Annotated in this window: 11 protein-coding genes; 7 read left to right on the forward strand and 4 right to left on the reverse strand. The window is 57.6% G+C overall.

The window, feature by feature from the left end:
• Window positions 1-114 precede the first annotated feature (114 nt).
• A complete protein-coding gene (locus IV01_RS04655; protein WP_032630788.1) occupies window positions 115-1,356 on the reverse strand; it encodes an ATP-grasp domain-containing protein in 1,242 nt (413 codons plus the stop codon).
• A 644-nt stretch (window positions 1,357-2,000) separates the two neighbouring features.
• Between IV01_RS04655 and dapE the strand changes: the two genes are divergently transcribed.
• The 5 genes from dapE to IV01_RS04630 all read left to right on the forward strand — a co-directional run bounded on the left by dapE (window position 2,001) and on the right by IV01_RS04630 (window position 7,911).
• Window positions 2,001-3,152: a succinyl-diaminopimelate desuccinylase gene (dapE, locus tag IV01_RS04650; RefSeq protein WP_032630789.1), complete on the forward strand. Its 1,152-nt coding sequence runs from the start codon at window positions 2,001-2,003 to the stop codon at window positions 3,150-3,152.
• Window positions 3,152-3,961, forward strand: coding sequence for a putative RNA methyltransferase (locus tag IV01_RS04645; protein ID WP_032630790.1), 810 nt, complete (start codon window positions 3,152-3,154; stop codon window positions 3,959-3,961). Before dapE ends, IV01_RS04645 begins: the two co-directional genes overlap by 1 nt.
• Window positions 3,962-4,038: 77 nt before the next feature.
• Window positions 4,039-4,416 (forward strand): hypothetical protein, encoded by a 378-nt coding sequence (locus tag IV01_RS04640; protein ID WP_032630791.1) that lies wholly within the window; start codon window positions 4,039-4,041, stop codon window positions 4,414-4,416.
• A 227-nt stretch (window positions 4,417-4,643) separates the two neighbouring features.
• Window positions 4,644-7,139, forward strand: coding sequence for a glycerol-3-phosphate 1-O-acyltransferase PlsB (gene plsB, locus IV01_RS04635; RefSeq protein ID WP_032630792.1), 2,496 nt, complete (start codon window positions 4,644-4,646; stop codon window positions 7,137-7,139).
• Between the two features lie 82 nt (window positions 7,140-7,221).
• Window positions 7,222-7,911, forward strand: a complete 690-nt coding sequence (locus IV01_RS04630; protein WP_032630793.1) for a DUF4197 domain-containing protein — start codon at window positions 7,222-7,224, stop codon at window positions 7,909-7,911.
• Window positions 7,912-8,030: 119 nt separating this feature from the next.
• Here IV01_RS04630 and IV01_RS04625 read toward each other — a convergent pair whose 3' ends face one another.
• Window positions 8,031-11,099, reverse strand: a complete 3,069-nt coding sequence (locus IV01_RS04625) for an efflux RND transporter permease subunit (RefSeq protein WP_032630794.1) — start codon at window positions 11,097-11,099, stop codon at window positions 8,031-8,033.
• Window positions 11,100-11,105: 6 nt separating this feature from the next.
• A complete protein-coding gene (locus IV01_RS04620; RefSeq protein ID WP_032630796.1) occupies window positions 11,106-12,206 on the reverse strand; it encodes an efflux RND transporter periplasmic adaptor subunit in 1,101 nt (366 codons plus the stop codon).
• 90 nt (window positions 12,207-12,296) lie between these two features.
• On the opposite strand from IV01_RS04620, the gene IV01_RS04615 reads away from it, so the two are divergent.
• Window positions 12,297-12,932: a TetR/AcrR family transcriptional regulator gene (locus tag IV01_RS04615; protein ID WP_032630797.1), complete on the forward strand. Its 636-nt coding sequence runs from the start codon at window positions 12,297-12,299 to the stop codon at window positions 12,930-12,932.
• Window positions 12,933-13,091: 159 nt separating this feature from the next.
• Here the strand turns inward: IV01_RS04615 and IV01_RS04610 are convergent, their stop codons facing one another.
• The gene (locus IV01_RS04610; protein ID WP_032630798.1) at window positions 13,092-13,871 is read right to left on the reverse strand and encodes a class I SAM-dependent methyltransferase; all 780 of its coding nucleotides are present in this window, start codon (window positions 13,869-13,871) and stop codon (window positions 13,092-13,094) included.
• Window positions 13,872-13,967: 96 nt separating this feature from the next.
• Between IV01_RS04610 and IV01_RS04605 the strand changes: the two genes are divergently transcribed.
• The gene (locus tag IV01_RS04605) at window positions 13,968-14,591 is read left to right on the forward strand and encodes a hypothetical protein (protein ID WP_032630799.1); all 624 of its coding nucleotides are present in this window, start codon (window positions 13,968-13,970) and stop codon (window positions 14,589-14,591) included.
• Window positions 14,592-14,715: the final 124 nt, after the last annotated feature.

Here is a 14,715-nt window from a genome sequence, read left to right on the forward strand (position 1 = left end):
GACCAAATTACATGCACCGAAAACCTCAACATAAATATTTGATCGAACATCCGCATGAACATTCTTTCTGCAAAAAAATATATGAAGAATAACTTATACAAAATGTAATACTAACTAGTCCCAGACACACCTACTTCTGAACCACGCATCAAGCTGCGCCAGATTATCGCTGACTGACCTTTCACTATCACCGTCAACAATAGCGGAGACGATCTCACTGTTGGTCAATTTCATTCCCGCGTAGTCAGCGTCCTGATTAGCGGTTACCGAGCAATACCGAACAAAGGGCAAATCGATGTTTTTTGGAAATGCGGTCAGCTTCCCACTTGAAGGTGGAATATTGAGCTGCCCTACTAAACGCAACGGTCGAATTAAGGTACTCATAGACAAAGATTCCCCTCCCTTTTCAGCATTGATCAAAGCCAAACGTGGATTAACCCCGTATGCTTCAGTCAGCTCCTGATTTACACTGCAACCGCCGAGGCGACAGGCAATTTCGCAGACGACCAAGTCTCCACCGTCGACGAATATCTCAAGATGAAACATCATCGTGCCAAGTCGAGGTAGCGCCTGCTCGATGACTCGCCTTGTCAGCTTTACGCACTCATTGTGAAGAGGATTTTCCTCGGATAACATTTGCAAACCAAGGCTCTGACCATCCAAAAACTCCAGACAAGTTATAGTCGAACGCACTGGCGAAATTATTATAGGATTTCCAGCTATATAAAGCCCATTAACATTGAGTAGCGGTGCATCTATATACTTCTCAATCATCAAATTATGGAATGTAGTGCATGCCTGCGCCTGTAAATATTCAAGCAACGCGGAGTACTCACGTAACACCTGCACACCACCAGATCCACGGCCATCACGCGGCTTGACTACAACGGGGTACCCATAACGTTCGACAAAGTCATGGATCTCACATGCGGAACGCACAACCGCCATAGGATTGATGCGCAGACCATGCTGGGCAAGTCGTTGCTTCATCAAAAACTTATCACGATAAAACATCGTCGCGTCTTCGTAATGAGTCAGCGCTTCACTTAAACGATCTTTGATCCTCGCAACTCTCAACATGTCAGATTCCGCCAATGCGATGACAGCTTTGGTGCCAAGACGTTTTGCAGCAAAAAGCGCATCGATTTCCACAACAGCCGAGTCATTGAAATTTTTATAGAACTGAAATGACGATGATAGCGCGGGGAATTTTTCCAGCACTAGCGCCTTACCTTCTTGATCGGTATATATCAAGGAGTTTGCTCCTAACACCCCTAGCCATTCTTGTTGCGAATGCTGAAGCAATATCTTTACCGGCGCAAATAGAATTACAGATTTCACGGAACGCTCACTCATTGTCCAACCAACATTGAAAACTCCTACAACCCAAAATATGCTTTCTGACGAAAACAACATCCAATTCAGCGAAACACTCAAATATCACCGGACAGAGAGGTGATAAATAATTACTCGTCTTCAGCCGTTAGCCCAGCAAGTATGCGGGCGCGAAATAATAAAAGATGCCAGACCGTTCCGTAGTCGCTATAGGAAATTTCGTTACTTTTTTAGTCAAAACCCCGATTAAAACTTGACTAATCCGAATCTAGAAATCGACAAGACCCTCACCGCATAATCAATCGCACCCTCTGACTCCCGTCTGGTTCAGGAACTCGTCGACGTTCCATCGAGTAAATGCCAGAGGCCAGGTCCGAAATCTCTCCGGCCAATAATTAATGCGACACCACTGCGCATCCATTCATAGGCAAACCAGATCATCTAAGGGAGTTCTGCGACGGATTAGTGGATGAAAGCAGCCCCGCACATCACTAAACGGCGGCCTCCCGTCGTCGTTTTGCTTTAAGATAGGCGCCTTTTTCGCGCACTTATACGATCCCTGTAGGAGCTGATGAAGGCTGCGAAAGTGGTTTATCAATCAGATCGCTTTCGCAGCCTTCGGCAGCTCCTACCAGGTCATCCGCTTTTGATTGGAGTTTTTGTTCATGACGGCCCCAGCCGACCTTTCGCCCACGCTGCAACTCGCTTGCGATCTTATCCGTCGTCCTTCGGTCACGCCCATTGATGCCGATTGCCAGGCCGTGATGATGCAGCGTCTTGGGGATGCCGGCTTCAAGCTGGAGCCGATGCGGATCGAGGATGTGGACAATTTCTGGGCCAGCCATGGCAACAACGACGGCCCGGTGCTGTGTTTTGCCGGGCATACCGACGTGGTCCCGACCGGCCCGGTGCAAGCTTGGCAGAACGATCCGTTCGACGCGTTGATCGATGAGCACGGCATGCTCTGTGGCCGTGGCGCGGCCGACATGAAAGGCAGTCTGGCGGCGATGCTGGTGGCCGCCGAGCGTTTCGTTGGCGCACATCCGAACCACAAAGGCAAGGTCACGTTCCTGATCACCAGCGACGAAGAAGGCCCGGCTCACCACGGCACCAAAGCAGTGGTCGAGCGTTTGCGCGAACGTAACGAGCGCCTGGACTGGTGCATCGTAGGCGAACCGTCGAGCACCACGCTGGTGGGTGATGTGGTGAAAAATGGCCGTCGTGGTTCTCTGGGTGCCACCCTGACCGTGCGCGGCAAACAAGGCCACGTGGCTTACCCGCACCTGGCCCGCAACCCGATTCACCTGGCCGCTCCTGCTCTGGCTGAACTCGCCGCCGAGCATTGGGATGAAGGCAATGATTTCTTCCCGCCCACCAGCTTCCAGATATCCAATCTTAACGCTGGGACCGGTGCGACCAATGTGATTCCCGGCGATCTGGTCGCGGTGTTCAACTTCCGCTTTTCCACCGAATCCACCGTCGAAGGTCTGCAACAGCGGGTTGCAACCATCCTCGACAAACATGGCCTGGACTGGCACGTGGACTGGGCGTTGTCGGGCCTGCCCTTCCTCACTGAGCCGGGCGATTTGCTGGATGCCGTTTCGGCGAGCATAAAGGCCGTCACTGGTCGCGAGACTCAGGCGTCCACCAGCGGCGGTACCTCTGACGGGCGCTTCATCGCCACCTTGGGTACTCAGGTAGTGGAACTGGGCCCGGTCAACGCGACGATTCACCAGGTTAACGAACGAATCCTGGCCAGCGACCTCGATGTGCTGACCGAGATTTACTATCAAACTCTGGTCAAGTTGCTCGCCTGATGCTGACTTGCCCGATCTGCTCTGCTCCGTTGACCGAGGTCGACAATGGCGTGGCTTGCCCGGCCAACCATCGCTTTGACCGTGCGCGTCAGGGTTATTTGAACCTGTTGCCGGTGCAGCACAAGAACAGCCGCGACCCAGGCGACAATCAGGCCATGGTCGAAGCTCGCCGTGATTTCCTCAACGCAGGCCATTACGCGCCGGTTGCCAAGCGCCTGGCTGAACTGGCCGCTGAACGCGCTCCGGCGCGCTGGCTGGATATCGGCTGTGGCGAGGGTTACTACACCGCGCAAATCGCCGAAGCCCTCCCGGATGCCGATGGCTATGCGCTGGATATTTCCCGGGAAGCGGTCAAACGCGCCTGTCGACGCAACCCGAAACTAACCTGGTTGATCGCCAGCATGGCTCGCGTACCGTTGCCAGATGCCAGCTGTCAGTTTCTGGCCAGTGTGTTCAGCCCGCTCGACTGGAACGAGGCCAAGCGCCTGTTGACCCCGGGTGGCGGCCTGATGCGTGTCGGGCCGACCAGCGAGCATTTGATGGAACTGCGCGAGCGTCTGTACGACGAAGTGCGCGACTATGCTGACGACAAACATCTGGCATTGGTGCCGGAAGGCATGGCCTTGGCGCACAGCGAAACCCTGCGTTTCAAGCTAACCCTGGTAGACGGCCAGGCCCGCGCCAACCTGCTGGCCATGACGCCTCACGGCTGGCGCGCCAGTGCCGAACGGCGCGCGAACGTCATTGAGCAGGTCGAACCTTTCGAGGTCACGGTTTCCATGCGCTACGATTATTTCGTACTGCAATAACAACCAACGAAGATGCTCTGTACAGGGCATCCGACTGAATCCGCGAATGGATTTTTTCACTTTATTACGAGGCATCCATGCGCCAACCCGATATCGAGATTTACCTGAAAGACACTGACGTCGACCACAAGGCTATCGCCGCCTGGCTCAGCGGCGCCGTCGGGCCATGTACCGATTGGGTACAGAAAGGCCAGACCTGGAAATGCAAGGCAGGCAATGTGCCGGTTACCTGGCTGCCAAAAGCCGTAGGAAAATGGAACAGCCTGCACCTGGACAGCGACAAAACGCCATGGGAAGACGACATCGCCTGCGCCCGCGCCGCCTTCGCCGCTCTCAACGTTGAAGTGCGCTGCGCACCTGGCACCTGGGTCGAAGAAGAAAGTGACGAGACTGCCGATCGCTGGATGCGCATTAGCGCTGATGGTGAGGAAGAGATTACCTGGAAGACGGCGTAACCGAGCAGACCCCGATTTAACTGACTGGCATTTTCTTGTGGGACCGGCTTTAGCCGGGAATAGGCCCTGGCAACAGATACATTTGTATCGTTAGGACTGCCGTCTTCCCGGCTAAAGCCGGTCCCACTGAAAAATCGGGAACACCGCATCGCCCTCTTTTGCCGATCCCCCGCAGATACGGCACACTACCCGCCTCGCGGGCACCGCCCCTTTTTTGCAGAAGCCGTATGACCCGTTCTCCGTTCCGTCGTCTTGTGTTCGGTACAGTGCGTCGTTTGCTGTACCTCTGGGTTCGCTCCGAAACCATCAATCAATCTTCTTTCACGCTCAATCTGGATCGTAGCCGGCCAGTGTTTTACGCCCTGCAATCGCCATCCATGAGCGATCTGGCGGTAATTGACACCGAGTGCCGCAAGGCAGGTTTGCCACGGCCAATTCTGCCGGTATCGGTAGGTGACCTGGTCGAGCCGGCAGCGTATTTCTACCTGACGCCTTCGCCGGACTGGTTGGGCCGCCAGGACAAACGCGGCGCGCCGCCAACCCTTGAGCGGCTGGTCAGCGCGGTGAGCCAGAGCGCTGCCGAAGATGCACAGATCATCCCGGTCAGCGTGTTCTGGGGTCAGTCGCCGGATCGCGAGTCCAGCCCGTGGAAGCTGTTGTTCGCCGACAGTTGGGCGGTCACCGGTCGTCTTCGCCGTCTGGTGAGCATCCTGATTCTGGGCCGCAAGACTCGCGTGCAGTTTTCTGCGCCTATCCATCTGCGGGACCTGATCAGCGAAAACAAGGGTCACGAGCTGACCGTTCGCATGACCCAACGCGTACTCCGTACCCACTTCCGCAACCTGAAGGCCGCCGTGATCGGTCCGGACGTGTCGCACCGGCGCAACCTGGTCAAAGGACTTCTGGACGAACCCCTGGTCAAGCAGGCAATCCTTGAAGAAGCCGAGCGGGAGAACATCACCGAAGCCAAGGCACGGGAGCAGGCGTTGCGTTATGGCAATGAGATTGCTTCGGACTACACCTATTCGGCGATCCGCTTTCTGGAAGTGGTGTTGAGCTGGTTCTGGAACAAGATCTATGACGGGATCAAGGTCAGTCATATCGAAGGCGTGCAGGACGTCGCCCAAGGTCATGAAGTGATTTATGTACCGTGCCACCGCAGCCATATCGACTACCTGCTGCTTTCCTATCTGCTGTTCCGCAATGGCCTTACGCCTCCCCACATCGCCGCTGGCATCAACCTGAACATGCCGGTGATCGGCAGCCTGTTGCGTCGTGGCGGTGCGTTCTTCATGCGCCGCACGTTCAAGGGCAACCCGCTGTATACCTCGGTATTCAATGAATACCTGCACACCCTGTTCACCAAGGGTTTCCCGGTCGAATACTTCGTCGAAGGCGGCCGCTCGCGGACCGGCCGCATGTTGCAACCCAAGACCGGCATGCTGGCCATCACCTTGCGCAGCTTCCTGCGCAACTCGCGGATGCCGATTGTGTTCGTGCCGGTGTACATCGGTTACGAACGGGTTCTGGAAGGCCGCACCTATCTCGGTGAATTGCGCGGCGCGACCAAGAAGAAAGAGTCGATCTTCGACATTTTCAAAGTCATTGGCGCCCTCAAGCAGCGCTTCGGACAAGTCTCGGTGAATTTTGGTGAGCCTATCAAGCTGGCGGAGTTTCTCGACAGCGAACAACCGGACTGGCGCGAGCAGCAACATGGCCCGCAATTCAAACCGGCCTGGCTTCATGAAACCACTCATCGCCTTGGCGAGCGAGTGGCCCAGCATCTGAATGAAGCCGCGGCTATCAACCCGGTCAATCTGGTCGCGGTGGCGCTGCTGTCTACTCAGCGTCTGGCGCTGGACGATCAGGCCATGGAGCGCGTGCTGGATCTGTACCTGACCCTGCTGCGTCGGGTGCCCTACTCGCCTCACACCACGCTACCGGAAGGCAACGGTCGCGCACTGATCGAGCACGTGAAAGGAATGCACCTGGTCTCGGAACAGAAAGATGCCCTCGGCAAAATTCTGTACCTGGACGAGCAGAACGCGGTGCTGATGACTTACTACCGCAACAACGTCCTGCACATCTTCGCCCTGCCCTCCTTGCTGGCGAGTTTCTTCCAGAGTTCGTCGCGCATGAGCCGCGAACAGATCCTGCGCTACACCCGCGCGCTATATCCCTACCTGCAATCAGAGCTGTTCATTCGCTGGCCTCTCAATGAGCTGGATGCAGTGGTGGATCAGTGGCTGGAAGCGTTCGTCGAGCAAGGTCTGCTGCGTTTTGAAAACAACGTCTATCTGCGCCCCGCACCAAGCTCTCGGGAGTTCGTGCTGCTGACGCTGCTGTCGAAAGTCATCGCGCAAACCTTGCAGCGTTTCTACATGGCGATTGCCCTGCTGCTCAACAGTGGGCAGAAAACCCTGAGCGCTGAAGAGCTGGAAGACCTGTGTACGGTTATGGCCCAACGCCTGTCGATCCTGCACGGCCTGAACGCTCCGGAGTTCTTCGACAAAAGCCTGTTTCGCCACTTCATCCAGACGCTTCTGGATCTGGGCGTGTTGCGCAAGGATGCGGCTGGCAAGCTCAGCTATCACCCGTTGCTGGGCGAACTGGCCGAGGGCGCGGCGAAGCGCGTGCTGCCAGCGGATATTCGCCTGTCAATTCGTCAGGTAGCGCTGCATGCCGAAGAGTCCGCCGAACCTGAGTCGGTTGAAGTGCCCTGAACACTGATAGGCTCTGTCCATAGCGTGCCGGGGTACGGCTCGGCGCGCTCTTCGAATCAAGTCAAAAGATAAGGATGCCCACATGTTTCGTAGTCCGTTTACCTTAGCCAGCCTGTGCGCCGGTTTGCTTTTGTCAGGCAATGTATTGGCGCTGTCGCTGGGTGATCTGTCGCAATCGGATGCCACAGGCGGGCTGAAGGATGCGCTGACCCAGAGCGCGCAGATCGCGGTCAAGCAATTGGGCAAGCCCGGTGGTTTTAATAACAACGAGGACGTGCGCATCGAATTGCCCGGCAAGCTGGGTAAAGTCGCCAAGAAAATGAAGCAGTTCGGCATGGGCGAGCAGGTCGACCAACTGGAAACCAGCATGAACCAGGCGGCCGAAGCCGCTGTGCCCCAAGCCCAGGCATTGCTGGTGGATGCAGTGAAGAAGATGAGCGTGGCGGATGCCAAAGGTATCCTCAGCGGCGGCAAGGACTCAGCAACGCAGTACCTGAGCTCCAGCAGCCGTGAACAGATCCGCCTCAAGTTCCTGCCGATCGTCAAGCAAGCTACCGACAAGGTTGGCCTGGCGCAGAAGTACAACGCCTTCGCCGGTCAGGCCGCGACCCTGGGTGTACTGGACGCGAAAAGCGCGAACATCGAAGGTTACGTTACCGAGCAGGCGCTCAATGGTTTGTTCGAAATGATCGCCAAACAGGAAGAAACCATCCGCGCCAACCCGGCAGCAGCGGCTACCGGTCTGGCGAAGAAGGTGTTTGGGGCGTTGTAAAGCTCTGTCAGGAACACCGCGAACCCTGTGGGAGCGGTGCTTGCCCGCGATAAAGTTGACGCAATCTAAAATGAACCGCGTTTAACCTTATCGCGGGCAAGCACCGCTCCCACAGGATCTCAGCCCTGCTTTTTGACCCTGAACCACGCCGCATACAGCGCTGGCAAGAACAGCAGGGTCAGGGCTGTCGCTACGATCAGCCCGCCCATGATCGCCACCGCCATCGGGCCGAAGAACACACTGCGTGACAGTGGGATCATCGCCAGTACTGCCGCCAGGGCGGTCAATACAATCGGGCGGAAACGTCGAACGGTGGCTTCGATGATCGCCGACCACTGATCAAGCCCGCCTGCGATGTCCTGCTCGATCTGGTCAACCAGGATCACCGAGTTGCGCATGATCATGCCGGACAGAGCGATGGTGCCTAACATGGCGACAAAGCCGAATGGCTGATTGAACACCAGCAAAAATAGCGTCACACCAATCAGGCCCAAGGGCGCTGTCAGAAACACCATGAACATCCGGGAGAAGCTGCGCAATTGCAGCATCAGCAAGGTCAGCACCACGACGATGAACAAAGGCACCCCGGCCTTCACCGAATTCTGCCCCCGCGCCGAATCCTCTACCGTCCCGCCCACCTCAAGCAGGTAGCCATCAGGCAATTCGTTGCGCACCTCAGCCAACGTCGGCAGGATTTGCTGGACCAGAGTCGCGGGTTGCTCCTTGCCGTAGATGTCGGCGCGAATCGTCACGTTGGGCAGCCGGTTGCGGTGCCAGATCACGCCTTCCTCAAAGCCGTATTCAAGAGTCGCCACTTGGGAAAGCGCTACGCTGGCGCCGTTTTCAGTCGGGATCGCCAGACTCGCCAACGCACCAAGCTGCTGGCGTTCGTCCGGGGTGCCACGCAGCAGAATCTCGATCAGCTCATCGTCTTCACGGTACTGGCTGACGCTGGAACCGGTGAGCGAGCGCTGCAGGAATCTCGACAACTCCGACGTGGTCACGCCCAACGCTCGGGCCCGGTCCTGATCCAGGTTGAGGAACACCACCTTGCTCGGCTCTTCCCAATCCAGATGGACATTGGAAACATGCGGATTCTCGCGCACCTTGGCCGCCACCTTGCGCGCCAGTGCCCGGACTTCATCGATGTGCTCGCCGCTGACCCGAAACTGCACCGGGTAGCCCACCGGCGGGCCGTTCTCCAGACGCGTTACTCGGGAGCGCAGGGTGGGGAATTGCTCGTTGAGGCTGCTGATCAACCAGGTGCGCAACGCCTCTCGGTCCTCGATGGTTTTGGCCAGCACCACGAACTGCGCGAAGCTGGTGGCTGGAAGTTGCTGATCCAGTGGCAGGTAGAAACGCGGCGAGCCCGTACCCACGTAGGACACGTAGTTGTCGATGCCCGGATGGTCCTTGAGCATTTGTTCCAGGCGCTTGACCTGCTCAGCGGTGTTATTAAGCGAGGCGCCTTCGGTCAGTTTCAGATCGACCATCAGTTCCAGTCGTCCGGAAGCCGGAAAGAACTGCTGTGGAACAAACTTGAACATCACCACTGACAATACGAACAGGCCAACGGTGGCGACAATCACGGTCTTGCGCCGCCGCACGCACCAGCCCACCACTCGCCGCACACGCTGGTAAAACGGGGTGCCATGGGGATCAAACACGCCATTGGCCGCGCCGTGTTTTGCAGCGTGGATTTTGGCCAGATCGGGCAGTAGCCGCTCGCCGAGATACGGCACAAACACGACCGCTGCCACCCAGGAAGCCAGCAATGCGATGGTCACCACCTGGAAGATGGAGCGGGTGTACTCGCCGGTACTGGACTGGGCGGTGGCAATCGGCAGAAATCCCGCAGCAGTAATCAAGGTGCCAGTCAGCATCGGGAACGCGGTGCTGGTCCAGGCGAAACTGGCCGCGCGCAGCCGGTCATAGCCCTGCTCCATTTTGATTGCCATCATTTCCACGGCAATGATCGCGTCGTCCACCAGCAAACCCAACGCCAGCACCAGCGCGCCGAGGGAAATCTTGTGCAGGCCGATGCCCAGGTAATACATGCAGGCGAAGGTCATGGCCAGCACCAGCGGAATCGACAGGGCCACCACCATCCCGGTACGCACGCCCAAGGAGAAGAAGCTCACTAACAGCACGATGCCCAAGGCCTCGGCCAGCACCTGAACGAACTCGCCAACGCCGGTTTTGACCGCCGCGGGTTGATCAGACACTTTGCGCAGCTCCATCCCTGCCGGCAGGTTCTTCTGCAAGCGGGCGAATTCGGCCTCCAGAGCCTTGCCCAGAATCAGAATGTCGCCGCCAGGCTTCATTGCCACGGCCAGGCCAATCGCGTCTTCACCCATAAAGCGCATACGTGGTGCCGGAGGATCATTGAATCCGCGATGCACGTCAGCCAGATCGCGAATGCGCAGAGTCCGGTCACCCACCCGGATCGGAAACTCTCGAATCTCGTCCACGGTCTGGAAGCGGCCGCTGACCCGCAATTGAACCCGCTCGCTGGGGGTTTCAAAAAAGCTGGTGGCAGAGACCGCATTCTGCGCTTCAAGAGCCTGCTGCACGGCCTGCATTGGCAGGCCAAGGGTCGCCAGCTTGACGTTGGACAGCTCGATCCAGATCTTCTCGTCCTGCAAACCGATCAGCTCGACCTTGCCGACATCGTTGATGCGTTGCAGCTGCAACTGGATGCGGTCGGCATAATCCTTGAGCACTGCGTAGTCAAAGCCTTTGCCGCTCAGGGCATAGATATTGCCGAAGGTGGTGCCGAATTCATCATTGAAAAACGGGCCTTGTACGCCCACCGGCAGAGTCTGGCGGATATCGCCGACCTTCTTTCGGATCTGATAGAACAACTCCGGTAGAAACGACGAGAAGATTGAATCCCGGGCAATGAACGTGACCTGCGATTCCCCTGGTCGCGAGGACGACACGATGCGGTCGTACTCGCCGGTTTCCATCAGCTTCTTTTCGATGCGATCGGTGACTTGCCGTGCGACTTCTTCAGCGCTTGCACCCGGCCACAAAGTACGGATCACCATGGCCTTGAAGGTGAACGGAGGATCTTCGCTCTGCCCCAGCTTGGTGTAGGACAACGCCCCAACCATCGCCAGAATAATCATCAGATACAGGACGATTTGCCGATTGCGCAACGCCCATTCGGAAAGATTGAATCGCATCCGTGCCTACTCCTTGCCGGCCAGTTTTACCGCCCGGTTCTCGCGATCCACAGGGCGTATCTGCTCACCCTCATGCAACACGTGCACGCCGGCAGCCACTATCCAGTCACTGGCGGCCAGCCCTTCCAGCACCGGCACGGACTCCTGCCCATAAGGACCAAGTTTGACCGGGACCCGCTTGAGGGTGTTGTCGGCAGCCACCCGCCAGACGTAACTGCCACCCGCTTCGGCGGTCACAGCTGACAGGGGAACCGCCAGCGGTACGGCGCGTTCAGTCTCAATAAACACCCGCGCGCTCTGGCCCAGATCCGCCGGGATTTTTCCGGCAGCGAAGGCGATGCGCGCAGCGAAGGTTCTGGAGCGAGGGTCAGCAGCCGGAGACAGCTCGCGGATACGCCCCGGGAAGCGCTGTTCGCGCTGGGTCCATAGCTCAACGGTCACCGGCTGGCCAATCTTGAAGCGGGAGAAGTTCTGCTCCGGCAGGCTAATCAGCACTTCGCGCTCGCCATCCGCAGCCAGGGTGAACACGGTCTGCCCGGCAGCCACTACCTGACCGACTTCCACCATGCGCTTGGCGACCACGCCATCCTGCGGCGCACGCAACACCGTGTAGCTGGTCTGGTTATCAGCCACGGTCAACTCGGCCTTGATCTGCTTGAGCCGTGCTTCGCCGGAGCGATAGAGATTTTCGGCGTTATCGAATTGTGAACGGCTGACCATCTGCCGATCCATCAGGGTCTTGTAGCGATCACGTTCGGAACGCACCAGTTGCAGATTAGCTTCCGCTGCTGCGACCTGAGCGCGGGTCGCGTCCAGTTGCAGGCGCACATCCTGGGCGTCCAGCTCCGCCAGCGGCTGATTGAGTTTGACCCGCTGGCCCTCTTCCACCAGACGCTTGCTGACCTTTCCACCAATACGAAATGCCAACTCTGGCTCGAAGCGGGCTCGGACTTCACCGGGGTAGCTGTCCGTGGACTGCGAAGAAGGCAGGGGCTGAACAACCATGGCCGGACGAATGACCGTGGCGCTAGTTGGCTCCTGACCGCAGGCAACAAGCAATGACAACAGGCCCAACGATGGGACTAGGCACAGAAATTTGCGCAACATGGTGGAGCCCTTCGCAAATGATGCTTGGAATAATTGTACTGGCGAGTATATTAAAAATTACCAAACTCACCAGTACATTATTAAACGAATATGCCCGACAGTTCTGTAACCCCTCCTGGCCCCGGTCGACCGAAAGATCCGGCAAAGCGCCAGTCCATTCTCAATGCCGCGAAAGACCTGTTCGTGCGCAATGGCTACACCAGCACCAGCATGGATGCCGTCGCCGCAGAGGCCGGAGTTTCCAAGCTCACGGTCTACAGCCACTTCACGGACAAAGAGACGCTGTTTTCCGCAGCCGTGGTGGCCCGCTGCGAAGAGCAGATGCCCGCGCTGTTCGATGAGTTGAATCGTGATTTGCCGGCGCAGACCTTACTGCTGAACGTTGCTCGGGGCTTTCAGACGTTGATCAACAGCCCGGAGTCCATCGAACTGCATCGTTTGATGGTCACGCTGGGAACCCAGGATCCCAAGCTGTCGCAGATCTTCTTTGCGGCGGGGCCGCAGCGGATTCTTCACGAGACCGAGCGTTTGCTGACCCGTCTGGAGAAGACCGGTCAATTGCGATTCGATTCGCCCAAGACCGCTGCCGAGCATTTCCTGAGCCTGATCAAGGGCGTCTGCAACTTCCGCCTGCTGGTAGGCTGCGGGGAAATGCCTGACCAGGCCACGGCCGAAGCTCATGTGCAGGACGTGGTGGGGTTGTTTATGCGGGCGTATGGGGTTTGATGGCACCGATACCCTGACAGGATTCCTGTGGGAGCGAATTTATTCGCGAAAGCTCTATTCCAAACGACATCAATGTGTCGGCTGTAATGGCCTCTTCGCGAATAAATTCGCTCCCACAGTCGATCAGTTATCGGCATCAGAACGCGTCGCTGCTGGCAGCTACTTCAACGCCTTCTTCGGATAGATGTCATAGCGGCTGGATTTGCCATCCAGCGCATAACTCGGCTTGGCGCCTTCGATGCAAGGGGCTTTGCGTGGGCGTTTGACCACTACGCGATGGGTCGCCAACGCCAGTGCCGCCTCCAGCAGCGCCGGGGCATCCATGTCGTCTCCGACCAGGGGCCGGAACAGACGCATTTCCTTCTTCACCAACGCGGTTTTCTCACGATGGGGGAACATCGGGTCCAGGTAGATGACCTGCGGCGGTTCGCCTTCCCAACTGCGAATCAGTTCGATGGAGTTACCCGTCAACAGGCGCATGTGGCTGATGATCGAACCGACCTCACGGTCCTGACGACCCCGCGCCAACCCGTCCTCCAGTAGCGCGGCGATGATGGGCTGACGCTCGATCAGGCTCATCTGGCAACCGAGGCTGGCGAGAACGAACGCGTCTTTGCCCAAGCCTGCCGTGGCGTCCAGCACCGATGGGCGCACGCCGGGTTGAATGCCCACCGCCTTGGCAATCATCTGCCCGCTGCCGCCACCAAACAGACGTCGATGAGCCACCGCCCCTTCGACGAAATCCACTCGAACCGGGCCGGGGGCGTCGTCACTCAGTTGTTGCAGTTGCAGACCATTGTCAGTCACCTGCAGGGCAAAATCGGCATCGTTATCCTGCAACGGCAGGTTCAATCGTTGCGCCCATTGCGCCGCTTGCTCCTGATCCTGGCTGTTCAGGGCCTCGACCCGGATGCGGCTGCCCGCTTGCTGCTCACTCATTGTGTCCACACGCTCAAAAAGTGTTAATGATCGGCAAAATCTGCCGATAAAGAAGTATCAGGCATTTTGCCAGACCTACGACGTGTAACGATCGATATGTCAGACATTCAGCAATCATCCATAGGTTATCTAACGCACGCAGGGGATTTTACCCTGCGCAACAGCCGTGCACTGGGTGGTGTTACCCAGATCTGGTCTGATGCGTTTGCCCGTGTGATGGCTGAACAACTTCGCGACAACCCGCCTGAACCCGTACACGAAAGCGCCGTTGCCATTGATGTTGCCAGCGGCGAGCCAGTTGCCGGTGCCCGCACCCTGGGCAAGATCGTTGAGCAGCGTGCCTGCCCCGTGCAGGACATGCCGCGTGTCCCGACCGTGCCTCTATTCCTGCCGATTGCTGAATTCGAACTGGATTTGCTGCCGCCTCCCAACGAACCCTTCAGCCTGGGCGAGATGATCGCGCAACAGCGCAATCTGGAATTCGACAGCCAATGGGTACGTCCTAACGTACTCACTCCGTACGACGACAGCGTCATTCCTGGTCCAGGCCCTGAGCCTCGTCCGCTGCACCTGCCAATTGCCGAGTTCGAATGGGATCTGGCCGACAAGCCTGCCCTGCCTTTGGATGAGGAAACCCTGATTGCTCAGCAGCGCGCGCTTGATTTCGATAGCGGCTGGGCACGGCCGATTATTCTGCAGAATCTGCGTATGGCGGCCTGACGCTGACACCTTAATCGTCTGGGAATACAGTCTCCTGTGGGAGCGGTGCTTGCCCGCGATAAAGCTACCGCAATTCTCCTGTGAACCGCATTTACCCTATCGCGGGCAAGCACCGCTCCCGCAG

This window comes from Pseudomonas syringae (assembly GCF_000737245.1).
Classification (GTDB): domain Bacteria; phylum Pseudomonadota; class Gammaproteobacteria; order Pseudomonadales; family Pseudomonadaceae; genus Aquipseudomonas; species Aquipseudomonas syringae_J.

Bases quoted from the DNA above. Each gene is read 5' to 3' on its own strand.
- plsB (WP_032630792.1), top strand. From the start codon at position 4,644: ATGACCCGTTCTCCGTTCCGTCGTCTTGTGTTCGGTACAGTGCGTCGT.
- IV01_RS04640 (WP_032630791.1), top strand. From the start codon at position 4,039: ATGCGCCAACCCGATATCGAGATTTACCTGAAAGACACTGACGTCGAC.
- IV01_RS04615 (WP_032630797.1), top strand. From the start codon at position 12,297: ATGCCCGACAGTTCTGTAACCCCTCCTGGCCCCGGTCGACCGAAAGAT.
- IV01_RS04620 (WP_032630796.1), bottom strand. From the start codon at position 12,206: ATGTTGCGCAAATTTCTGTGCCTAGTCCCATCGTTGGGCCTGTTGTCA.
- IV01_RS04655 (WP_032630788.1), bottom strand. From the start codon at position 1,356: ATGAGTGAGCGTTCCGTGAAATCTGTAATTCTATTTGCGCCGGTAAAG.
- IV01_RS04605 (WP_032630799.1), top strand. From the start codon at position 13,968: ATGTCAGACATTCAGCAATCATCCATAGGTTATCTAACGCACGCAGGG.
- dapE (WP_032630789.1), top strand. From the start codon at position 2,001: ATGACGGCCCCAGCCGACCTTTCGCCCACGCTGCAACTCGCTTGCGAT.
- IV01_RS04625 (WP_032630794.1), bottom strand. From the start codon at position 11,099: ATGCGATTCAATCTTTCCGAATGGGCGTTGCGCAATCGGCAAATCGTC.
- IV01_RS04645 (WP_032630790.1), top strand. From the start codon at position 3,152: ATGCTGACTTGCCCGATCTGCTCTGCTCCGTTGACCGAGGTCGACAAT.
- IV01_RS04610 (WP_032630798.1), bottom strand. From the start codon at position 13,871: ATGAGTGAGCAGCAAGCGGGCAGCCGCATCCGGGTCGAGGCCCTGAAC.
- IV01_RS04630 (WP_032630793.1), top strand. From the start codon at position 7,222: ATGTTTCGTAGTCCGTTTACCTTAGCCAGCCTGTGCGCCGGTTTGCTT.